The organism is Streptomyces sp. NPDC101227 (assembly GCF_044767545.1).
In the GTDB taxonomy this organism is placed as follows: Bacteria; Actinomycetota; Actinomycetes; order Streptomycetales; family Streptomycetaceae; genus Streptomyces.
In genome coordinates, this window is the sequence record NZ_JBIWOD010000017.1 from 100737 (window position 1) to 123000 (window position 22264).

Consider the following 22264-nt stretch of genomic DNA (forward strand, 5'->3'; position numbering starts at 1 on the left):
CGCTCCCCATCGTCAGCGCCGGTGCCCGTGGACGAAGAACACTCGGCGCACGTCCGGCACATGGCGCGCGGGCACGGGGTCGGGCCAGCGGCCGAAGTCGGCGCCCGGATCGCCGGGCTGGACGGCCGCGACCTCGAATCCATGGCTTCCGAAGAGCCCTTCGGGGTCATCGGTACCGAACAGCCACGGGCAGCCCCAGCCCGCGAAGACGTCCAGCAGGCCCCGCATGTGCGGCAGGGTGAGCGCGGCGGCGTTGACGATGTCGGCGGCGAAGCGGCTGCCGGGCGCGGTGATGGCGGCCACCCGGTCCAGCATGCGCCGGGCGTCCGGCTCGGCTATGTAGTAGAGCAGCCCTTCGAGGAGCCAGGTCGAAGGCAGCGCGGGGTCGTAGCCGGCCGCGACGAGGTCGTCCTCCCAGTCGTCCGCCGTCAGGTCCACCGCGACCGTCCGGTGCGCCACCCGGGGCCGGGCCTCACCCAGCCGCTCGGCCTTGAAGCCGAGCACGGCCGGCCGGTCGACCTCGAAGTAGCGGACGTCCTGCGGCCAGGGGAGCCGGTAGGCACGGGAGTCCATGCCGGCGGGCGCGAGCACGATCTGGTGCATTCCCGGCTCCCGGGCGGCACGCTGGAGGTACTCGTCGAAGAACCGCGTCCGGATGGCGTTGTAGTCGGGTGTGCTGGGCAGCGTGCGGGGGCGGTCCGGCGGAAAGGTCGCGGCACGGACCTCCGCCAGCAGCTCGGGGCCGATGTCCCCGACGAGCCGGGCCGCGTAGGGGTCTTCGTAGAGGCGGTCCGTGCGCAGCGTCTCGGCGGCGCGCAGCGCGGCGGTGAGCAGCGCGGTGCGCTCCACGGCGTCCAGGGTCTCGGTCATGGGTTCTCGGGTTCCTCTTCGTCGGTGATGGGTACGCCGGTCAGCCGTTGCCAGAGGGCGGGATCCTGCCGGAAGACGCGGTCCTTGACCTGGGTGGGCCGTACTCCGGCGCCGACCGCCTCGTGCCAGTCGCGCTGGAAGGCGTCGCGCGCCAGCAGGTGCAGGGCAAGGTCGCCGAGGCGCCCGGACCCGCGTGCCGTCCGGTACCCGGGCGACTGCTCGCCGAGCCGGGCGTCCAGCAGTCGTGCGAAGCGGCCGGTCTCCTCCGCGGTCCACGGGGTCTGCGGGGCCACCGCGAACCGGTAGTGCGGCGCCCGCCCGGGCGGTGTGGCCACCCGGCAGGAGGCGTTGCGCAGCTCCAGGCCCGTGTCGCCCGCCGCGGCCTGGAGGGCGCGGATCACCTGCGCCTCGCGCAGCCGCTCGCCGGCCGCGTCCAGCCGGCCGCCGCGGCCCGCGTACGCCACCCGGGGCGCACCGTCCACCCGGTCGACGACCCGGACCACGTCGCCGACCGCATAGCGGTAGAACCCGCCCACGTGGCTGAAGATGACGTGGTAGTCCCGGCCCGGCTCGAGTTCGTCGGCGAGCAGGGTGGCGGCCCCCGGCGCGAGGTCGTGCTCGGCGTCCACGAACTCGTACAGCGAGGCGGTGGGCACCAGGCTGCCCGCCGAGGGGTGGCGGTCCCAGGCGACGCCGACGGGGCCCTCGGACGCGGCCACCGGTGCCGGCAGGACGCTCACCCCGGCGCCGAACTCCTCACGCAGCCGCGGCAGATACAGCGCCGCCGCGCCGGTGGTCCAGCAGAACAGCGCCCGCATACGGGGCCAGACGTGGGCGGGTCGGACCGTCCCGAAGTGGTCCGCCAGCCGTTCCAGCTCGGCCGCCCGCTCCGGTGCCGGGACACCGTGCGGCACACCGCCGAGGGTGCCCTCACGGATCTCCTTGACGATGCGCGGCCACCAGAGATCCAACTGGTACGGCACGGCGGCGATCATGGCCGGGTTGATCCCGATGAGGCACCGGACGTCGCTCTGCACGGCCAGCCGCAGCCGCAGATACATCTTGTCCAGATGCGCGTCCGCCGCCACCGGGACGGGCAGGGACGCCCAGGGCGCGGCGGTCCCCGGCTCGGCGGACAGCGCCTCGCCGAACTTCTCGCCGAAGTCGACCTGGCTGGCGCCGACGTGCGGACGGCCGTCGGTGGTGGTGGGAGGGGCGGCGAGCGGATCGTGCTTGAGGTTCAGTACGGCGTCGGGGCGCGCCAGTACGTCCGGAAAGCTCTCGATCAACGGAGCCCAGGCCGCGTAATAGAAGGGAAAGAACGTGGTCTTCATGAAGCGGGGGGTGACCGGGATCTTCTTGTGCGCTCCGGTGCTTCCGCTGCTGGTGAAGTACACCGCGGGCCGGTCCGCGGTCAGTACGTTCTCCTCACCCGCCGCCATGCGTTCGATCCACGGCTCGTGGGCCGCGTAGTCCTGGACGGGAACGGCCCGGCGGAATTCGTCGATCGTGCGGATACCGCCGAAGCCGTGCGCCCGGCCGAATGCCGTCCCGGCATTGAATGCCAGCAGGTCGGCCAGTACCCGCCGTTGATGCGCCATGAATTCCGGAGCGGCCCCGCGCAGCCGCGCGCGTTCGGCGAGGACCCGCTCCCGGTAGCGCTGATCATGGCCGGGCGCGCCCCAGCCGTCAGCGGTCTTCATCGGCGAGCGCCCGTCGTACCGCGGCCGCGGTACGCGCCACGTCACCGCATTCCTCGATCACCGTCATGGGAATGTCCCTTGTCTCTTCGAGCATGATTTTGCGCAGGTCGCGCTGGTAGCTCTCGAACGTGAACTCGGTGGGCCGGGGGCCGGCGTGTTCGAGGGGGTTGAGCAGGGTGCCGTGGCGGCTGCGCTGCCATGCGGTGCGGTGCGGCACCTCCAGGTACACGATGCGGCGCGGCCGGGGAAAGGAACGCCACCACGCGAACATCGGGTTCTCCCCGACCCCGGCGAGCCGGCACTTCGCCAGAATCTTGTAGTAATAGGAATCCACCACCACCGGTGTTCCGGGTCCGCACCGCGCTATCCGGTCGCGGAGGTGAATGACCGCAGTCTGGAGAAGGGCCGCAAGGAATTCCGGCGAATAGGACCTCCCGAGCTCCGGCAGCACATCGTCGACCACATGCCGTCGGAGCTGTGCCACCAAAGGGAACGCGGTTTTCGTGAATTCCCCGTCGGTGGACAGCAGGCGCCAGTCGGGCCGGGTCGCCGCGAGCTCGGTCATCACCGAGGACTTGCCGGCGAAGTCGGCACCCAACAGCACGGAGAACGCGGGGAGTTCGGACGGCACTGCGAGCCTCCTCTACGCGGTGAGCACGGCACAGGTGAAGGTGAAGCCCATGCCGGTGCCGATCAGGACGATGCGGTCACCGGGCGTCAGCCGCTCGCCCCGTATCAGGTGGTCGAGGCTGAGCAACTGGTCGACCGAGCCCAGGTGCCCGGTGGTCAGGCCGAAGGGGAAGAGGGTCCGGTCGGGGTCCAGCCCGAGCGGTTCCACGAAGCCCGACTCGAACAGCCGGCGGCCCACGAACGGCGGGACGACCCAGCGGGCGTCGTCGATCGAGCACCCGGCCTCGTCCAGCGCGGTCGCCACGACGCGCCGCACCGCGTCCACCGAGCGCTGCCGGGCCTCCTTCGGCGCCATACCGCCCTGGGCGAAGAACTCCCGTGCCCTGCGCCGCATGGGAAGCGTCTCCAGCGCGGTCGGCGAGACGGGGTGGAACGCCTCGTTGCCCCGCTGCAGTCCCTCCAGCGTCGTGTCCGTGTACGAGGAGACCGACAGCACCCGCAGCGCGCCGCCGCCCCGCCCGAGGAGCGCCGCGGCGGCGCCGTCCCCGAACGCCATCCCGGAGTCGATGTTCCACCGGTCGACCCCGGGCGGTACGAATCGGTCCGCGCAGGTCAGCAGCGCGCCGGACAGATCGGGACGCCCGGCCAGCATGCTGCCGGCGATCTCCAGGCACGCCAGCGAGCTGTTCGACAGCGCGGACGCCTGGAGGGAGAGGGCACCGAGGGTCTCGCCGAGCAGCTGCCCGGCGATCCAGCAGGAGGCGGGCCACATGTCGAGGCCCTGGAAGTAGGTGCTGCCGTGCAGATGCAGAACCGACGCGCCGTCGACGCCGCCGACCTCTTCCAAGGCGGCCCGGCCGGCCCGCACCGCCATCTCCGGCGGCGCGAGATCCGCGACGGACACCGAGACCGTACCCGCCTCCCGCGCGTCCTTCTCCGCGTACCGGCCGGCGGCTATGTCGGGTGCCACGGGGCGCAGTTCGCCCAGGTAGCTGCCCGTGCTCCTGATCCAGAGATCGTCGTAACGCACTTACTCGCGCTCCTCGTTCCGCGTCCGTATCCAGTGCCGCAGGCCCGCGGCATTGGACTCGAAGCCGCCCATGACCGCGAACCGCTCGGGGTCGTCGGACGGCATGCCCTCGTCGGTGGCGAACCGGCGCAGCAGCTCCGACTCCAGGTCCTCCTCGAGGCCCCGGGCGGCCGACCGCTCCGCCACCGCGCACCAGCGCTGAAGCCGCTCCTCGGCGTCGGCGAGGAAGGCCGCCGGATCGCCCGGATCCCCGAAGTGGGTCAGCAGGATCCGGGCCGGCTGCATCGCCGCCATGCGGCGCATGCTCGCCACCGCCGCGTCCCGGTCGAAGTGCGGCGGCGGACAGGCGGGCCGGGCCGAGGTCATGCCGTCCACCCGGACTCCGGCCGCGTCGCCGGTGAACAGGACCCCGGTGCCGGTGTCCTGCACGACGAGGTGATGGGGGGCATGTCCCGGCGTGTGCAGGATCTGCAGCTCCCGGTCCCCCAAGTCGACGCGGGCACCGTCCTCGGCCGCCTGGATGCGGGCCGCCGCCACCGGACTCATCGATCCGTACACCCGGTCCAGCAGGGGACCGTGGACCCGGCGGGCGCTCGCCTCCAGCCGCGTCGGGTCGGCCAGGTGACGCGCTCCCGAGGGGTGCACCACGACCCTCGCGGCGGGGAAGGCACGGCTCAGCTCGCCCGCCCCGCCCGCGTGATCGAGGTGCACATGCGTCACGATGATCCAGCCCAGGTCGCCGGGGGCGAGCCCGAAGGCGTCCAGGGCCGCCCGGGTGCGGACGGCGGACAGCGCGGTGCCCGACTCGATCAGGGCCGGCCGGTCGCCGGGGACCAGGAAGACACCGTTCATCCCCGGGTAGCCGGCCATGGTCGAATCCGCGACGAACACCCCGTCACCGAGGTCCGTGCAGCCGGCCGGTGGTGCGCTCACGGCGCGTACTCGCGGCCCAGCAGCTGCCGGGCGACAACGAGCTTGGTGGCGTTCTCGGTGCCGTCCGCCAGCTGGAGCCCGATCACGTCCCGGAGGCGGTGGGCCATCGGCAGGTCCTCCGACCAGCCGAAGTGGCCGAGCGTGAGCAGCGCCTGGTGCGCCGCCTCCACCGCCGCCTTCGGCGCCCACCACTTGGCCATGTTGGCCTCGACCCGGTGGTCCTTGCCCACGTCGTTGCGCCACAGCGCCTCGTAGGCCAGCAGCCGGGCGCCGTGCAGATAGGTGGCCTGCTCGACGAGGGGGAACGCCACCCCCTGACGGGTGCCGATGGGCCGCCCGAACGCCACGCGCTCGCGGGCGTGCGCAAAGGCGTGGTCCATGGCGGTTCCCGCGGCACCGACCGCCATCAGGGCGATGAGCGCGCGCGAATAGTCGAAGCCGCGCATGACCTGGACGAAGCCCAGCCCCGGTCCGCCGACCACGTCCTCGGGCCCGACCAGGAGATCGTCGAACTCCAGGGCCGCGCGCCCGGCCGACCGGCACCCGAGGTCCGACAGCTGGGTGCGGGTGACCCGGCCCTCCTCCAGCGGCGTGAAGAACGCAGTGACGCCGCGTGCGCCGGACTCGCCGGTGCGCGCGAAGACCAGGCCGTGGGTGGCGTAACTGCCGATCATGATCGAGGTCTTGTGACCGGTGAGCCGCCATCCGTCGCCCTCGGGCGCGGCCGGCAGCTCGATGCCGGCGGCGTCGGTGCCGTGGCCGGGTTCGGTCAGGCACAGGGCCACGACGGACTCACCGCGGGCGATCGGCGGCAGCCACCGCGCGAGCTGTTCCTCGGTGCCGTTCGCGGTCAGCACGCCGGCGATCAGCGCGGCGTTGAGCACGGGGTAGCACACGGACTGATCGGCCTTGGCCAGCTCCTCCAGGACGATGCCGGTACTCACCGCGTCCAGGCCCTGACCGCCGTAGGCGACCGGGACGCGGAGGGAGAAGAGGCCCTGCGCCGCCATGTCCTTCAAAAGCCCGGGCGGATAGCTGCCCCGGCGGTCGTTCTCCTGGTAGTCCGGCGCGATCCGCTCCACCGCGAAGCGGCGCACCCGTTCGCGCAGCGCCTTCTGGTCGTCGGTGAACTCGAAGTCCATCTGTCTTCCTCTCAGTCCGACCGCAGCTCGGTGCGCAGCCGGAACTTCTGGATCTTTCCTGAGGGGGTCTTGGGCAGCGTCTCGACGACCTCGATGCGCTCGGGCCAGTACTGCTTGGCCATGGCCAGGCCGTCGAGGTGGCCGCGCAGGTCGTCGAGGGTCGGCGGGGTGCCGTTGGCGATCAGCACGGCGCAGGCCCGCTCACCGAGCCGCTCGTCCGGGTAGCCGACCACCGCCACGTCGCGGATGGCGGGGTGCCGCAGCAACGCCGCCTCCACCTCGGTGACCGGGATGTTCTCCGCACCGCGCGAGATGACGTCCTTGGTCCGGCCGGCGATGCGGATACCGCCGTGGCCGTCGTCCCGGGCGAGGTCACCGGTGTCGAACCAGCCGTCCTCGGTCAGCGACGCCGCATAGACCTCCGGCCGCCGGAAGTAGCTCAGGCACTGGCTCGCGCCCCGCACCTGCAACAGCCCCGTCCCGCCCGGCGGGACCGGCGCTCCGGTCTCCTGGTGGACGATCCGCACCTCCATGCCGGGAACCGCCGTCCCGTCGCTCTCGGCCGCGCGCAGCACGGGCTCTTCGGGGCGGGTGACGGTGACACAGCCGTTCTCCGTCATGCCCCACAGGGCGTACACCCGGCAGCCCAGCACCTCCCGGGCGCGTTCCACCACCACCGGCGCGACCGGGGCGCTGCCGGTGGCGAAGGTGGCCAGGGCCGACAGGTCCCGCCGGCCGGCCCGCTGCGCCTCTATCAGGTCGGCCAGGAAGGTGGGCGCTCCCATGAAGAAGGTGACGCCCTCGTCCTCCAGGATCCGCAGCATGAGTTCGGGATCCCATGCGTCGATGTGGACCGAGGTCGCGCCGAGCAGCAGCGGCATCACGAAGTTCCAGGTGTAGCCGCCCTGGTGAGTGGTGGGCGAGCCCATCGCGGTGACCTCGTCGGACGTCAGCCGCAGCACGTCCGCCTGTGCCTTGTTCATCGCGTACAGCGTGTTGTGGCTGTGCACGACGCCCTTGGGCTCACCGGTGGTGCCGGAGGTGAACATGACCTGGGCCGGGTCGTCGGGACCCGCTTCGCGGGCGTCCAGCTCCGCCGCCGGATGCTCGTCCTCCCACGCCTTGCCGAGCAGATCACGCGCGAAGTCGAGGGCTCCGTCGGCCCCGCTCTCCGCGCCGCCGAGCAGCACCCTGTGCCGCAGCGTCGGCACCGCCGCGGCGACCTCCGCGCTCATCTCCGCGTACGAGAAACCGCGGTGTTCGGCCGCACCCACGTACAGCGGGCTGCCGGTCAGCCGCGTCATGAACTCCACCTCGCGGCGCCGCATGATCGGCACGACGGGACCGGCGACGGCCCCGACCCGCGCGCAGGCCAGGCACAGTGCGATGAACTCCCAGGAGTTGGGGAGCTGGAGGGTCACCACATCGCCGCGCTCGACGCCGAGGCCGACCAGCGCGGCGGCGAGCCGCTCCACGTACCGGGCCAGCTGCCGGTACGTCAGGTATTCGGCGGGCCTGCCGTCGGTGTGCCGGCACACCAGGGCCGTCTTGTCGGGGTGTGCGTCGACCGCCCGCCGCAGATCGTCGAGGATGGTCTCGGCGCGCCACCAGCCGGCCTCCCGGTACCGGTCGGCGAGCTGTGCGGAGATGCGGTCCGTGTCGGCCGTGTCGTGTTCGTGGGTCACCGTTCGTCCTCCCCTGTTGTCCGCGGGCCGGCTGAGCTCCTTCATGAACCGAGCACTTCCTTGGCCCGCGCGGCGACCGCCCAGGACGTGATCCCGGCGCGTTCCAGCTGGTACTGCTGGCTTCCGGCGACCGAGGCGAACGCTCCGGGCACACCGATCGCGCTGACCCGGGTACCGGGCAGCTCGCCGAGCGCTTCGGCGACCGCGCCGCCGAAGCCGCCGCTGAGCCAGTGCTCCTCGACGGTGATCACCGCACCGGTGGCCACCGCGGCCTCCCGCAGCGCCGCGACGTCCAGGGGCTTGACCGTGTGGGCGTTGAGCACCGTTGCCGCGACCCCGTCGGCGGCGAGCTGGTCGGCCGCCTCCAGAGCGACGTGGACGGGGTAGGGCCCACAGGCGGCGAGGGTGATGTCGCCGCCCTCCCGCAGGACCTGGATACGGCCCAGTTCCACCGGGGGCGCGCCGGCCGGGAGGTCCGGGGTGGCGTTGCGGCCGAGGCGGAGGTAGACGGGCCCGGGCAGTTCGAGCGACTGCCGGAAGAGCCGGTCGGTGGTGTCCGCGTCCGTCGGGACGACCACGGTCATGTTCGGCAGCGCCCGCATGACCGCGAGGTCTTCGAGCGAGTGATGGGTGGGTCCCAGGTGGCCCGCGGACAGCCCGGAATGCGTGGCCGCGATCTTGACCGGCAGGTTGTTGAGGGCGATGTCGAGCTTCACCGCCTCCACCGCCCGGCTCGCCGCGAAGGTCGCCATCGTGTTCACGACCGGGATCCGGCCGCTGCGGGCGAGCCCGGCGGCGGCACCCATGAGCGTGTGCTCGGCGATGCCCAGGTTCAGGTAGCGGTCGCCTGCCGCGGTGAGGTCCACGCCGTTGAACAGCCCGGTGTCGGTGTCCAGGCAGACCAGGCGCGGGTCCGACGGCAGCAGCTCCATCAGGGCGTTGCGGTAGGTCTCCCGTGAGGAGAGTGCGGGCGCCGGCCCGGCGCTGGTGTTCCCGCTCACGCTTCGTCCTTCCCGGTCGTGGCGTGCAGCGCGTTCAGCGCGCGCTGCCGCTGGCGGTCGCTGAGCTTTGCGTAATGGCTGCGGGCCTGGCCCTCGACGAAGGGCAGCCCCTTGCCCTTGACGGTCCTGGCGATCACCATCGTGGGTTTGCCGGGCTCGGGCGCCGCGTGCAGTACGCCGCGCAGCGCGTCCAGGTCGTGGCCGTCCACCTCGTAGGTGTTCCAGCCGAAGGCCCGCCACCGGTCCGCGAGCGGTTCCAGCCGGACGACCTGTTCCGTACCGCCGGTGATCTGGAGCTCGTTGCGGTCGACGAAGGCCGTCAGGCCGTCCAGGCCGTGGCTGGAGGCGGCCATGGCGGCCTCCCAGACCGAGCCTTCCTGGAGCTCTCCGTCGCCCATGACGACGAAGGAGCGCCTCTCGCTGCGGTCGAGGCGGGCCGCCAGCGCGAAACCGACGCCCAGGGCCAGCCCGTGGCCCAGGGAGCCGGTGGGCATCTCCACACCGGGGATCTCCGGGTGCGGGTGGGCCATGAACTCGCTGCCGGCCGTGCCGTATTCGGCGAGGCGCTCGACGGGGAAGAACCCCCGCTCGGCGAGCGTGGCGTACAGACCGATGCCACCGTGCCCCTTGCTGAGCACGAGGACGTCCCGGTCCGGGTCGTCCGGCCGGGCCGGATCGATCCGCAGCGCGTCGAAATAGAGCGCCACCAGAATTTCCACCAGGGACATCGAGCCCCCGATGTGGCCGCCCTCCCGGCCGGCGCACATGTCGACGATATGTTCCCGGATGCGGCCGGCCGCGGCCTTCAGCCGCCGGGTGTCGGCCGGGGTCCCTATGTCCGGCGGTGCCGTCGCACCACTCATCCCTCTACTCCATCCCGCTGTCGGTCGGCATCAGTTCGGATGCAGACCGGTGAATTCCAGACCGGTGTGCTCGGGCAGGCCGAGCCGGATGTTCATGCACTGCACGGCGTTGCCCGCGCCGCCCTTGACGAGGTTGTCCAGCGCCCCGATCAGCAGCGCGTGCGGCGAATCAGGCTCGGTGGAGAACCCGACGTCGCAGAAGTTGGACCCGGAGAGGATCTTCGGATCCGGGAACCGGTGGATCCCGCGGCGTTCGGCCACCACCCGCACGAACGGCTCGTGCCGGTAGCTCGCGCGATAGGCGGCCCGTACGGCGCGCTCGTCGGCCCCGGGAGCGAGCCGCACCCGGCACAGCACCTGGACGCCGCGGACGGCCTCCACACCGCTGGCGCTCATGCGCACCGTCAGCCCGGTCGCCTGCGCCATCTCCGCTTCGTGCCGGTGGCGGGTCGGCGCGAAGACGCGCAGCGCACCGCTGCGCTCGGCGTGCAGGTTGCCCGCTCCCGCCGTGGCGCCCGATCCGCTGGACCCGGTCCGCGCATCGACGGTGACCGCCCCTTCGATGAGTCCCGCCAGGGCCACCGGGGCCAAGGTGAGGATCCCCGCCGCGGCCATGCAGCCGGGCACCGATATACGGTCGGCGGTCCCCAGCTCGGTCCGGTGGAATTCGGGCAGGCCCGGGGTGAACGAGTCGAGCAGTTCGGGGGCCTCGTGCGGAACGCCGTAATAGTCGGCGTACACCTCCGGGGAACGGAGCCGGAAATCTCCCGAGAGGTCGATGACCGTCTTCGCGAGCCCGAGGAATTCCGGCATGCGCCGCATGGTCTCCCGGTGCGGCGCCGCCAGGAACAGCACGTCGTACTCACCGAGCGAAGCCGGCTCGCAAAAACGCAGTTCGGTGCGTCCGCGCAGGTTCGGATGGACGCCCGCGACCGCCCGTCCCGCGAAGCTGCGGGAGGTGGCGGCCGCCAGCTCCACCCCGGGGTGGCCGAGCAGCAGCCGCAGCAATTCGCCGCCGATGTATCCGGCACCGCCCACCACGGCGACGCGCATCATGCCGCCGCCTTGGCCAGCAGATGCCGCACGATGCGGTCGGCCACGTCCACGCGGTCCCCCTGCGCCTCCTGGAATCCCGCGAATTCCACCCGGTGATTCACCTCCAGAACCGATGTCATACCCTCGCTGTCCACGACGAGATCGACGCCTGCGATATCCGCACCGACCGCGTCGGCGGCGGTCACCGCGAGTTTGGCGTCCTCCTCGCTGAGCGCGCAGAATTCACTCACGCCGCCCCGGGCAACATTGGTGCGCCATTCGGAACTCCGGCGATAAGTGGCGCCGAGTACCTCATCTCCCACGACGATGACGCGAATGTCGCGGTCGAGTTTGGGGATCATTTCCTGCACATAGATGATGTGGGACTGCGGGGACGGCAGGGCCGCGATGTGCTCGAGGACCGCGGCCGCGACCCGCGGATTGTCCACCGGCGTCACCAGCCGGCCCCACGAGCCCACCAGCGGCTTGATCACCGCCGGGTAGCCGATCTCCTCCAGGGCGGACAACGCCGCGTCCGGGGTCATGGCCAGTGCGGTCCGCGGAGTGGGCAGCCCGCGCCGCTGCAGGGCCACGGAGGTCAGCCACTTGTCGCCGCACAGGGCGGTGGCGGCCGCCGTGTTCACGACCTTCGCGCCCCTGGCCTCCAGCGCGGTGGCCGCATAGCCGGCGCGGAACTGCCCGATCTCCCGGTTGAGGAACACCCGGTGGGCCGTCGGCCCCCCGCCGAGAACGACGGAGAGTTCCCGTGCGTCCACGTAACCGAAGGGGACCCCGCGCCTTTCGAGTGCATCCATGATGCGTTTCTCTTCCGTGCGGACTCGGGATGCCAGCACGGCTATGGACGGTTCCGGGGAATTCACCACTACTCTCCCCAGTCCTCCTCGACCTCCGGCGCCTGGCTCAGCGTCGCCGGAGCCAGCGAGGTCACCTCCAGCTCACTCCGGCAGTCGCCGCACTCGACGATTTCGTTCACCCGGGTATTCGACTCGATCTGTACCTGAGCGTCGCACTCAGGACACGCCGCGACGGACATGCGCCCTCCAAAGGAACAGTAAATGGAAGTGTTCGGCCGCGGATTGATTCTGAATTCACCGCGGCGCAGCGAGGAAACAGTAACGCCGGAGCGGCCGGACGAACCAGGCACGGATTGTTTTCGTTCCCATCACCGCAACTTATTTGAAGGGAGAAATAAGTCGGCGTTATGTGGCCCATAAAGACCTGAAGCGGGCGAGGGCCCTGGCCGGCCGGTGAATACGTCTACTGTCCATTGCCACACCCTTTAAACCGCATTCCAAGCGCACCACGAGGAGTTGTCATGCAGGGAGCTGCCGCCGGCGCCGCCATCCACGAGGGCGTACGCGTCACACTCGCCGACCCGGCACTGCACACGCGTACGCCGGGCGAGGAATTCGCCTGGTCCCTGCGCGGCGCGGACGCCGCCGAGGACCTCGTCCTTCCCTTCCGGGCCCATCTGCCGGCCGTCTTCCCGCTCTTCGCGACGCGTCCGCGCTACGCCGTACGCCATCTGCTGAAGACCGCGTCCGTGCCCGACAGTGCCGTCCCGTTCGTGCACGAGCCCCCCGCCGGCACCCTGAGCACCTCCGGCACCTCGTACGCCACCACGCCCGAGGCGGCCTTCGCCCCGCGGCTGTGCGAGGCCGAACTCACCGATCTGTCGGTCTCCGTCCCGCTGCCCGCCGGTCTGCTGGACGAGCCCAGCCTGCTGGCGGCCTTCGTCGACTACCGGGTGCTGGTCCGGCTGTCCGCCAGGGAGAACGACGCCCTGCTGCACGGCACCGCGGACAAGAAGATCCCCGGACTGCTGACCCTCCCCGACAGCCGCGAGGGGACGCTCGGCAAGGACCTCGCCGAGGCCCTCACCACCGCGGCCGCCGAGGTCGAGGAGACCGGCGGCTCGTGCGACGGCATCGTCGTTCACCCCTTCACCTACTGGGAGTTGGTCAAGGGGGGCGTCCTCGAACTGCTCGCCAAGGCCGGTATCACCGTCTCCCGCACCCGCATGATCGGGCGTGACCAGGTGCTGCTCGGCGACTTCCGGGCCGCGGCCACGCTCCTCGTGCCGGACGTGGCGTCGCTGGCGCTGCGCCGCGGTGCCGGCCCGGACGGCTGTGACCTCATCGAGGCCACCACCCGCGTCGGTCTCGCCGTGCACCTGCCGCAGCACTTCCTGCTGCTGTCGCGGGACTGAGCGCCCGCAATCCCCAAGGCGGCCGCCCTGCGATGACGACGGAAGGAACCTCCCCCTGATGGCCGAAAAGCCCCCACGCATCCTCTACATCACGGGCTGGATGCGCAGCGGCAGTACTCTGCTGGGCAATGTCCTCAACGAACTTCCCGGGGTCTTGCACGTCGGAGAGCTGCATTACCTGTGGCAGAACGGAGTGCTGGAATCCGGCACCAACTCCGCGTGCGGTTGCGGACTCGGCCTGAGCGACTGCCCGCTGTGGTCAGCGGTGCTCAAGGCCGCCGGGTCGGCGACGCCCGACGCCACCGCCACCGCACACCACATGACCATGCGTCAGCACGCACTGCTCAGAACCCGCCACACCCGCAGCCGCCTCGCCGAGGCGCGCGGCGAGGCGCCGGCCGCGCCCGGCATCCCCGAACTCCTCGACCGCACGGCGGACATCTACCGGCAGGTCGCCCGAGAGGGCGGCGAGCGGCTGATCGTGGACGGCTCGAAGTACCCGGCGGAGGCGGCGGCACTGCTGGGCCGCACCGACCTCGACGTCCGCGTGCTCCACGTCGTGCGCGACCCCCGGGCGACCGCGCTGTCCTACCGGCGCAGCAAGCAGTACATCGACCCGATGAGCCCGGCCCGCAGCAGCAATTACTGGACAGCCTTCAACCTCGCCTCGGAGCTGATCGGCGAGAGCGCCCCCGGACGGTATCTGCGGGTGCGGCACGAGGACCTGGTGGTCCGCCCGAAGGAGGTCGTCACCGAGGTGCTGCGGTTCGCCGGTCTCGACGACGAGTCCCCCGTGGACGCGTCCGGCACGGTGTGGCTGAACGGGAACCACACCGTCACCGGCAACCCCGACCGGCTGCGCCAGGGCGAGACCCTGATCCGTCCCGACGCCCGCTGGCACCGCGACCTCTCCCGCGCCGACACCGCGACGGTCACGGCGCTGACCGCCCCGCTGCTCGTCCGCTACGGCTACCCCGTGCTGCCCGGACGCGTATGGCCCTCGCCGGAAAGGTGTGCCCGATAGTGGACCTCGGACTCGAAGGACGCAGTGCCCTCGTCGCGGCGTCGAGCAGCGGCCTCGGCCTCGCCGTCGCACGCACCCTCGCTGCGGAGGGCGCCCATGTCTCGTTGTGCGGCAGGGATCCGGACAAGCTGGCGCGCGCCCATGCGGAAGTGGACGGCTGCGGCCCCGGCCGGGTCCTCAGCACCGTCGTCGACCTGCGGGACGAGGACGCGGCCGCCGCATGGGTCCGGCACACCGCCGAGGAGTTCGGCTGCCTGCACATCGTGGTGACCAACTCCGGCGGCGTGCCGTTCGGCCCGGTGGAGAGCTTCGAGGTCGCGGAGTACCGCCAGGCCGTCAACGACAACCTGCTGCCCCATGTGTCGCTGTCGCTGGCCGCGAAGCCGTACCTCATCGAAGCGGGCTGGGGCCGGATCGTCATGATCACCTCCGAGGCGGTGCGCCAGCCGCACCCCGGCAGCGGCCTCTCCTCCGTGGCCCGACTCGGCGTCCTGGGCTTCGTCAAGGGACTGGTGCACGCACTCGGTGCCGGCGGAGTGACCGTCAACGTCCTCGCCCCGGGCTTCCACCGGACACCGATCCTCGACGAGCAGTACGGAGCGGAGGTCGAGGACCGCATCGCCGAGGTCGCCAGGGAACTGCCGCTGGGCCGGATAGGGCAGGCCGAGGACCTCGGCAGTCTGGCCGCATTCCTCGCCAGCGAACAGGCAGCGTTCGTCACCGGCACGGTGTTGGTGGCGGACGGGGGCAACACCCGCGGTATCGGCTGACGGAGGGGAATGTGAGCAAGGAAGCGTTGCCGGCGAAGACACCGGTGGCCTCGCCCGCGCAGGCAACGGGGCGGCAGCCCTGGGTCCGCACGTTCGTGGGCGTCATCACCGCACTGTTCTGCACCTTCGCGTCGTTCGGCCTGGTGATACCGGTCATTCCCAGGCTGGTCACCGAGCAGCTGCACGGTTCGCCGTTCGAGGTCGGCGCGACCTTCACGGTCTCCGGCGTGGTGGCGCTGCTGGTCCGGCCGTACGCGGGACAGCTCGCCCAAAGACGGGGCAGCCGGCCGGTCATGCTGTTCGGCGCGCTGCTCGTCCTCGTCGTCGGCGGACTGTACGCGCTGCCGCTGGGCCTGCCCGGCCTCCTCGTGGCGCGCCTGGTCATGGGCGTCGGAGAGGCGCTCCTGTTCACCGCCGGGTCGGTGTGGACGGTGTCGCTGACCCCTCCGGAGCGCCGCGGACAGATCGTCGGCTTCTACGGGCTGGCGATGTGGACGGGACTCACCGTGGGGCCGATCCTGGGCGACGTGGTGTTCCGCGCCGGTTCGTTCGGCGCCGTGTGGATCCTCGCCTCGGCCCTCCCGGCGATCGCGGTCGCCGTGCTGCTCGTGCTGCCCAACAGCGCACGTCTCAACGCGCCGGTCTCCGGCCGACTGCTGCCGCCCTCCTCGGTACTGCCCGGCCTCTCGCTGGGCTGCGGTGCCTTCGGCTACGCCGCGGTCGCGAGCTTCGGAGCGCTGTCGCTGACGGCCCGGGGCATCGCCAACGGCTCCTTGCTGCTCAGCCTGTTCAGCGTGGCGTACGTCGTGGTCCGGCTGGTCGCAGGCCGGATGCCGGACCGGATCGGTGCCCTGCCGGTGATCGTCGTCTCCGCCTCGGTCGAGGCGATCGGCATGGTGCTCATCGCCTTCGCCCCGTCCCTGTGGCCCGCCGCGATCGGCGCGCTCATCGCCGGCGGCGGATTCACCCTGCTCTACCCCGCCCTGGCCCTCATCACCATCGACACCTCCCCGGAAGCCGAACGAGGCGCCGCGCTCGGCGCCATCACCTCCTTCTTCGACATTGCCGTCGGCGTCGCGGGCCTGCTCGGCGGGCTGCTCGCCGAGGTGAGCTACACCGCGACGTTCCTGCTGTCCGCGGTGGCCGTCCTCGGATCGCTGTTCACCGGCACCGTTGCCGCCCGGCGCCGCACCAGGCAACTGGCCTCACCGGCCGGCTGACCTCGGCTGCCCCGATCCGCACACCCCTCTTCCTGTTCTTCCCGTCATCCCGTACTCGCACGAAAGGCAACCCTGGCATGCCCACTTTGGGGGAAGTAGCCAGTTCTCGCGATGCCGCGCTCTACGTGGTCAAGCTGGGCAGCGCGAGCCTCGCGCACACCCAGGTCTTCGACGAACTCCGCGCACTGCACGAGCGCGGTGCCCGCCTGCTGGTCATCGCCGGCGGCGCGGCCGGCATCACGGAGCACTACCGCACCATCGGTCGCGACATCCGCACCCTGACCTCGCGCGACGGCGACGACGTGCGCTACTGCCCGCCGGACGAGATACCGCATATCGTCGCGGCGTACGAGCAGGTCACGCTCCCCTCGATCGAGAAGGAGCTCACCGGCCGCGGCATGTCCGTGTTCGCCACCGTCTCCCGCACCGGATCCCTGGTACGGGCGAAGGCCAACGGGCCGCTGCGCGTGGTGGAGGACGGCCGCACACGCCTGGTCCGCGACCATCGCGCCGGCACCGTGACCGACGTGGACGTACCCCGGCTGACCAGCCTGCTGTCCGCGTTCGACGTGGTCTGCCTGTCCCCGCCGGTCGCCGCCGACGACGGCGGCACCGCCCTCAACGTGGACGCCGACGTACTGGCGGCCGAAGTCGCCAAGGCCCTGGACGCCGACCACCTCCGGCTGGTCACCGGCACGGCCGGTCTGCTCACCGATCCCGCGTCCCCCACCAGCACCCTGCGCCACGCCCACGCCGGCGAGGGCCAGCGCTACGCCCGCGGCCGGATGCGGCAAAAGGTCCGGGCCGCGGAGATCGCCCTCGAGGGCACCTGCGACATCGCCATCACCGGACCGCACACGCTGTCCACCGCCGAGGCCACCTGGTTCTGGCGGGCACCGGCTCCCGCGGCGGACCTCACCCTTCTCGCCCGCGCCGTCGAGCTGTCGTCCGTCTCCCGGGACGAACAGGAGATCGCGGAGTTCCTCGCGCGGTGGTGCACCGAGCAGGGAATCGACGCGAAGATCGACGCGGCCGGCAACCTGGTGGCCACCCGCGGTTCGGGCTCCCGGCGACTCCTGATGCTCGGCCATCTCGACACCGTCCCGCACCGCTGGCCCGTCCGTTGGGACGGCGAGGAGCTCACCGGACGCGGCAGCGTCGACGCCAAGGCGAGCCTGGTGACGTATCTGCAGACGCTGGCCGACATCGACGTGCCCGACGGCGTGCAACTGCGGGTGGTCGGCGCGGTCGAGGAAGAGATCACCGCGGCCGGTGCCTTCCATGTCCGCGACCATTATCCGGCCGACGCCGTGATCATCGGCGAACCGAGCGGCGCCGCCGCGCTGACCATCGGCTACTACGGCCTGGTCAAGGTCCGGTTGAGCGTCTCGGAGCACACCGAGCACACGGCGGGCAAGGGCGTCAGCACGGCGGGCGACCGGATGGTCGAATCGCTGCGCGCCGTCCGCCAGGCCGTCGAGCGGCTGGACCAGGAGGCCATGACCGCGGTGCTCGGCATCCACGCGCTCAACCGCGGCGACGTCCAGGCCGGCGAAGCGGTGGTGGACGTGCGGGTCCCGCCCGCACTCGACGTGGACGAACTGCTGGCCGCACTGCGCGCCTCGGTCGCCGCTCCGGTGGAGCTCGAGGTCCTGCGCGCCACGCCGGGTGTGGCGACGGGACGCTCCAGCAGCCTGGTGAAGGTCTTCCAGCGGGCGTTCCGCGCCGCGGAGGTGACACCCCGGTTCCTGCTCAAGAAGGGCAGTAGCGACATGAACACCCTGGCAACGACCTGGCAGGGCGTCCCCATGGTGGCCTACGGCCCCGGTGACGCGAAGCTCGACCACACGCCCCACGAGCACATCGGCGCGGCGGAGTTCCGGGCGGCCCGGACCGTGCTGGCCGCCGCCGTCCGGGAGTGGAGCGCACTGTGAACCACGCTCAGCACTGCACCTGCTGGCCCGGCTCGACCATCTGGCTCACCGGCCTGCCCAGCGCCGGCAAGAGCACCATCGCCCGCGCCGTCGCCGAGCTGCTGCGCGGCGGGCACCGGCGGGTGGAGGTACTCGACGGCGACGAGCTGCGGATGTCGCTCTCGCCCGAACTCGGTTTCTCGCCCGACGACCGACGCCGCAATGTGCAGCGGATCGGCCTGGTCGCCGAGGTGCTGGCGCGCAACGGCGTCACCGCGCTCGTCCCGGTGATCGCGCCGTACGCCGATGTCCGCGAGGCGGTGCGCAAACGCCACGAACAGAGCGGTACCGCGTTCCTCGAGGTGCATGTCGCCACCCCCGTCGAGGTGTGCTCCGAACGCGATGTGAAGGGGCTGTACGCCAAGCAGGCGGCCGGCGAGATCTCCGGCCTGACCGGCGTGGACGACCCCTACGAGGAGCCGGTGGCACCGGATCTGCGGATCGAATCGCACCTGCAGACCGTGGCGGAGTCCGCGGCGGCCGTGCAGACGCTGCTCATCGAGAAGGGGCTGGCATGACCACCACGGCACCACGCGTCGGCGAGAACGGCAGGCCCTACGCACTCGCCCACCTGGACGTGCTCGAGTCCGAGGCGGTGCACATCTTCCGCGAGGTGGCGGGTGAGTTCGAGCGGCCGGTGATCCTGTTCTCCGGCGGCAAGGACTCCATCGTCATGCTGCACCTCGCGCTGAAGGCGTTCGCACCCGCCGCGGTCCCGTTCTCCCTCCTGCACGTCGACACCGGCCACAACTTCCCCGAGGTCCTCGACTACCGCGACCGCACGGTGGAGCGGTACGGCCTGCGGCTGCACGTCGCCTCCGTCCAGGACTTCATCGATGCGGGCAGGCTCCAGGAACGCCCCGACGGCACCCGTAACCCGCTGCAGACCGTGCCGCTGCTGGACGCCATCGAGAAGAACGGTTTTGACGCGGTCTTCGGCGGCGGCCGCCGCGACGAGGAGAAGGCGCGCGCCAAGGAGCGGGTGTTCTCGCTGCGCGACGAGTTCGGCGGCTGGGACCCGCGCCGGCAGCGCCCCGAGCTGTGGCAGCTCTACAACGGCCGCCACTCGCCCGGCGAGCACGTCCGCGTCTTCCCGCTGTCCAACTGGACCGAGCTGGACGTATGGCAGTACATCGCCCGCGAGAAGATCGAACTGCCCGCCATCTACTACGTCCACGAGCGGAAGGTCTTCCACAGGAACGGGATGTGGCTGGCACCCGGCGAATGGGGCGGCCCCAGGGACGAAGAACAGCTCGAACTGCGGCAGGTGCGCTACCGGACCGTCGGCGACATGTCCTGCACCGGGGCGGTCGAGTCCGACGCCGACACCGTCGAGAAGGTCATTGCCGAGATCGCCGCGTCCCGGCTCACCGAACGCGGCGCCACCCGGGCCGACGACAAGCTCTCCGAGGCCGCCATGGAAGACCGCAAGCGCGAGGGGTACTTCTGATGATCGTTGACACATTGCGTTTCGCGACCGCGGGGTCGGTGGACGACGGTAAGTCCACCCTCGTGGGGCGGCTGCTCCACGATTCGAAATCGGTCCTCGCCGACCAGCTGGAAGCCGTCGAAGCGGCCTCGCAGCGACGCGGCCAGGAGGCGCCGGACCTGGCGCTGCTGACGGACGGACTGCGCGCCGAGCGCGAGCAGGGCATCACCATCGACGTGGCCTACCGCTACTTCGCCACCCCCAAGCGTCGGTTCATCCTCGCCGACACCCCGGGCCATGTGCAGTACACCCGGAACATGGTCACCGGCGCCTCCACCGCGGACCTCGCCGTGGTGCTGGTCGACGCCCGCAACGGCGTCGTCGAGCAGACCCGCCGGCACGCGGCCGTGGCCGCCCTGCTGCGCGTCCCCCATGTCGTCCTCGCGGTCAACAAGATGGACCTCGTCGACTACGCCGAGCCCGTCTTCGCCGCCATCGCCGAGGAGTTCACCGCCTACGCGGCCTCCCTCGGGATCCCGGAGATCACGATCATCCCCGTCTCGGCACTGGCCGGCGACAACATCGTGAAGCCGTCGGCCAACATGGACTGGTACGGCGGCCCGACCGTCCTCGAGCACCTGGAGACGGTGTCCGTGGTCGCGGATCCCTCGGACGACGTGGCCCGCTTCCCGGTCCAGTACGTCATCCGCCCGCAGACCGCCGAACACCCCGACTACCGCGGCTACGCGGGCCAGATCGCCTCCGGCGTCCTGCGCGTCGGCGACGCCGTCACCGTGCTCCCCTCGGGGCGCACCAGCACCATCGAGGCGATCGACGCGCTCGGTCAGGCCGTGGACGTCGCCTGGGCACCGCAGTCGGTGACCGTCCGGCTCGCCGACGACATCGACATCTCGCGCGGTGACCTGATCACACCGACCGACGCCGTGCCGTCGGTGACCCAGGACATCGAGGCGACCGTCTGCCACGTCGCGGACCGCCCGCTCAAGGCAGGGGACCGAGTACTGCTCACACACACCACGCGCACCGTGAAGGCCGTCGTCAAGAACATCCCCTCCCGCCTCACCCTGGACGATCTGTCCGACCATCCGGCACCGGGCGAACTGGTGGCGAACGACATCGGACGCGTCGTGGTCAGAACCGCCGAACCCCTCGCCCTGGACGCGTACGCCGACTCCCGGCGCACCGGCTCCTTCCTCCTCATCGACCCGGCCGACGGCACCACCCTGGCCGCCGGAATGACCCGGCCGAGCGATGGCTGAGGCGACGTACTCCACCGTCGCGGTGGTGGGTGCCGGGGCGGCCGGCACCCTCACGGCGGCCCGGCTGCTCGAAGCGGCTGCCCTCGCACGGCTTCCCCTGGAGGTCCAGCTGATCGACCCGGCGCCGGCCACGGGGCAGGGAACCGCATACGCGACCACCGATCCCCGGCACCTGCTGAACGTGCCGGCGGGCAGGCTCAGCGCCCGGCCCGACCGCCCGGACGACTTCACCTCGTGGCTCTCCAGGAAGCTCGGCAAACAGGTCGGCCCCGGGGAGTTCGTCGCCCGCTGCCACTACGGCCACTACCTGTCCGACCACTTGGCCCGCGCGGTCGAGGGCTCCGCCTTCGGCCGCTTCCGACGGCGCCACGAACGGGTCGTGGACCTTGCCGTCGATGACGACGGTACGCAACTGGTCTTCGCAACCGGCGGCAGCCTGCGCGCCCGCGCGGTGGTGCTCGCGCTGGGCCAACCCCGGTCGGGCAGCGGTTGGTTGCCGCACCCGGTGAGCTCGCCACGGATCATCTCCGATCCCTGGCACCCGGCGGCGCTCGACGCGGTGCCGCCGGAGTCCGATGTGCTCCTCGTCGGAACCGGGCTGACCATGACGGACATCGCCCTCACCCTCACCAGGCCCGGCCGGGTCGTCCATGCCGTCTCCCGGCACGGCCTGGTGCCCCAGCGGCACGTCCGGCAGCCGCCCCCGACGATTCCGCCGCCACCCTACGGCGAGTGTGCCGATCTGCCCGCCCTGCGCCGGATGGTGCTGCGCCACGCCGCCGTCTGCCGCCGTCTGCACGGCGACTGGCGGCCGGCCATCGACGGCCTGCGGTCCTCGACCTCGCTGCTGTGGCAGCGGCTGAGCCCGGACGACCGCCGGCGTTTCCTGGCCGAGGACCTCCGCCGCTGGGAAGTGCACCGGCACCGCATGCCGCCGGGGACCGCCGACGCGCTGGCCGCCGCCTGCACCGAGGGCCGGGTGAGCATCACTTCCGGCCGGCTCACCCAGGCCACTCCCACCCCCGGCGGCGTCCAGATCCGCCTCGCCGACGGGCGGTCACTGCATGTGGGCGCCGTCGTGAACTGCACCGGCGCGCCCCGCTCCGTCCACGATTCCACCGACCCGTTCATCAGGGCCCTGCTGCGAAGCGGCGCGGCCCGCCCCGGCCCCCTCGGTCTGGGTCTGGACACTGCGCCCGACGGCAGGCTCGTCACCCGCGACGGCCACCCGCCCGCCCCCTTCTGGACGCTTGGCGCCCTGCGGCTGGGGAACCTTTGGGAGACCACCGCGATCCCCGAAATCCGCGTCCAGGCCACGGACATCGCCACCTCCGTGCTCTCCATGGCGGCGGCACACGCCGGTGACGGCGCCGGTGCCGGTGTCGGCGGCGTCCTGTCCTCGACGTAGGGCGCGCGCCTGCGCCCCGGCCGCCGTTGTGGCGGCCC

At 71.6% G+C, this 22264-nt stretch carries 21 protein-coding genes; 9 read left to right on the forward strand and 12 right to left on the reverse strand.

Going from position 1 to position 22264, the window contains the following annotated elements; all coding sequences use genetic code 11:
* Positions 1–12 precede the first annotated feature (12 nt).
* The 12 genes from ACIRPT_RS31645 to lysW are packed head-to-tail and all read right to left on the reverse strand — an operon-like array spanning position 13 to position 11946.
* Positions 13–870 carry an SAM-dependent methyltransferase gene (locus ACIRPT_RS31645; protein ID WP_403833333.1) on the reverse strand — a complete coding sequence of 286 codons (858 nt, stop codon included), beginning with the start codon at positions 868–870 and terminating at the stop codon, positions 13–15.
* On the reverse strand, positions 867–2573 hold the full coding sequence (locus ACIRPT_RS31650; protein WP_403833335.1) for a GH3 auxin-responsive promoter family protein: 1707 nt from the start codon (positions 2571–2573) through the stop codon (positions 867–869). Before ACIRPT_RS31650 ends, ACIRPT_RS31645 begins: the two co-directional genes overlap by 4 nt.
* The gene (locus ACIRPT_RS31655; protein ID WP_403833337.1) at positions 2560–3204 is read right to left on the reverse strand and encodes a hypothetical protein; all 645 of its coding nucleotides are present in this window, start codon (positions 3202–3204) and stop codon (positions 2560–2562) included. Before ACIRPT_RS31655 ends, ACIRPT_RS31650 begins: the two co-directional genes overlap by 14 nt.
* A gap of 12 nt (positions 3205–3216) precedes the next feature.
* Positions 3217–4233 carry a ketoacyl-ACP synthase III family protein gene (locus tag ACIRPT_RS31660; protein ID WP_403833339.1) on the reverse strand — a complete coding sequence of 339 codons (1017 nt, stop codon included), beginning with the start codon at positions 4231–4233 and terminating at the stop codon, positions 3217–3219.
* Positions 4234–5166: an MBL fold metallo-hydrolase gene (locus ACIRPT_RS31665; RefSeq protein WP_403833341.1), complete on the reverse strand. Its 933-nt coding sequence runs from the start codon at positions 5164–5166 to the stop codon at positions 4234–4236.
* A complete protein-coding gene (locus ACIRPT_RS31670) occupies positions 5163–6308 on the reverse strand; it encodes an acyl-CoA dehydrogenase family protein (RefSeq protein WP_403833343.1) in 1146 nt (381 codons plus the stop codon). Before ACIRPT_RS31670 ends, ACIRPT_RS31665 begins: the two co-directional genes overlap by 4 nt.
* A gap of 11 nt (positions 6309–6319) precedes the next feature.
* Positions 6320–8038, reverse strand: coding sequence for an AMP-binding protein (locus ACIRPT_RS31675; RefSeq protein ID WP_403833345.1), 1719 nt, complete (start codon positions 8036–8038; stop codon positions 6320–6322).
* The gene (locus ACIRPT_RS31680) at positions 8035–8994 is read right to left on the reverse strand and encodes a transketolase family protein (protein WP_403833348.1); all 960 of its coding nucleotides are present in this window, start codon (positions 8992–8994) and stop codon (positions 8035–8037) included. The genes ACIRPT_RS31675 and ACIRPT_RS31680 overlap by 4 nt, the downstream gene beginning before the upstream one ends.
* Complete coding sequence (locus ACIRPT_RS31685) at positions 8991–9857, reverse strand: transketolase (protein WP_403833351.1); 867 nt, start codon at positions 9855–9857, stop codon at positions 8991–8993. Before ACIRPT_RS31685 ends, ACIRPT_RS31680 begins: the two co-directional genes overlap by 4 nt.
* Positions 9858–9887: 30 nt before the next feature.
* A complete protein-coding gene (gene argC / locus ACIRPT_RS31690; protein ID WP_403833354.1) occupies positions 9888–10913 on the reverse strand; it encodes an N-acetyl-gamma-glutamyl-phosphate reductase in 1026 nt (341 codons plus the stop codon).
* On the reverse strand, positions 10910–11776 hold the full coding sequence (locus ACIRPT_RS31695) for a RimK family alpha-L-glutamate ligase (RefSeq protein ID WP_403833356.1): 867 nt from the start codon (positions 11774–11776) through the stop codon (positions 10910–10912). Before ACIRPT_RS31695 ends, argC begins: the two co-directional genes overlap by 4 nt.
* Positions 11776–11946, reverse strand: coding sequence for a lysine biosynthesis protein LysW (lysW, locus tag ACIRPT_RS31700; protein ID WP_403833358.1), 171 nt, complete (start codon positions 11944–11946; stop codon positions 11776–11778). Before lysW ends, ACIRPT_RS31695 begins: the two co-directional genes overlap by 1 nt.
* 282 nt (positions 11947–12228) lie before the next feature.
* Between lysW and ACIRPT_RS31705 the strand changes: the two genes are divergently transcribed.
* The 9 genes from ACIRPT_RS31705 (at position 12229) to ACIRPT_RS31745 (ending at position 22226) form a co-directional block, all read left to right on the forward strand.
* Positions 12229–13122 carry a family 3 encapsulin nanocompartment shell protein gene (locus ACIRPT_RS31705; protein ID WP_403833361.1) on the forward strand — a complete coding sequence of 298 codons (894 nt, stop codon included), beginning with the start codon at positions 12229–12231 and terminating at the stop codon, positions 13120–13122.
* 58 nt (positions 13123–13180) lie between these two features.
* Positions 13181–14146 (forward strand): sulfotransferase, encoded by a 966-nt coding sequence (locus ACIRPT_RS31710; RefSeq protein WP_403833364.1) that lies wholly within the window; start codon positions 13181–13183, stop codon positions 14144–14146.
* Complete coding sequence (locus ACIRPT_RS31715) at positions 14146–14916, forward strand: SDR family NAD(P)-dependent oxidoreductase (protein WP_403833366.1); 771 nt, start codon at positions 14146–14148, stop codon at positions 14914–14916. The genes ACIRPT_RS31710 and ACIRPT_RS31715 overlap by 1 nt, the downstream gene beginning before the upstream one ends.
* 11 nt (positions 14917–14927) lie before the next feature.
* Positions 14928–16136 carry an MFS transporter gene (locus ACIRPT_RS31720; RefSeq protein ID WP_403833368.1) on the forward strand — a complete coding sequence of 403 codons (1209 nt, stop codon included), beginning with the start codon at positions 14928–14930 and terminating at the stop codon, positions 16134–16136.
* 77 nt (positions 16137–16213) lie between these two features.
* Positions 16214–18070, forward strand: coding sequence for a M20/M25/M40 family metallo-hydrolase (locus ACIRPT_RS31725; protein ID WP_403833370.1), 1857 nt, complete (start codon positions 16214–16216; stop codon positions 18068–18070).
* A complete protein-coding gene (cysC, locus tag ACIRPT_RS31730) occupies positions 18067–18627 on the forward strand; it encodes an adenylyl-sulfate kinase (protein WP_403833373.1) in 561 nt (186 codons plus the stop codon). Before ACIRPT_RS31725 ends, cysC begins: the two co-directional genes overlap by 4 nt.
* Positions 18624–19559: a sulfate adenylyltransferase subunit CysD gene (gene cysD / locus ACIRPT_RS31735; RefSeq protein ID WP_403833375.1), complete on the forward strand. Its 936-nt coding sequence runs from the start codon at positions 18624–18626 to the stop codon at positions 19557–19559. Before cysC ends, cysD begins: the two co-directional genes overlap by 4 nt.
* The gene (locus tag ACIRPT_RS31740; protein ID WP_403833378.1) at positions 19559–20818 is read left to right on the forward strand and encodes a sulfate adenylyltransferase subunit 1; all 1260 of its coding nucleotides are present in this window, start codon (positions 19559–19561) and stop codon (positions 20816–20818) included. The genes cysD and ACIRPT_RS31740 overlap by 1 nt, the downstream gene beginning before the upstream one ends.
* On the forward strand, positions 20811–22226 hold the full coding sequence (locus ACIRPT_RS31745) for an FAD/NAD(P)-binding protein (RefSeq protein WP_403833380.1): 1416 nt from the start codon (positions 20811–20813) through the stop codon (positions 22224–22226). Before ACIRPT_RS31740 ends, ACIRPT_RS31745 begins: the two co-directional genes overlap by 8 nt.
* Positions 22227–22264: the final 38 nt, after the last annotated feature.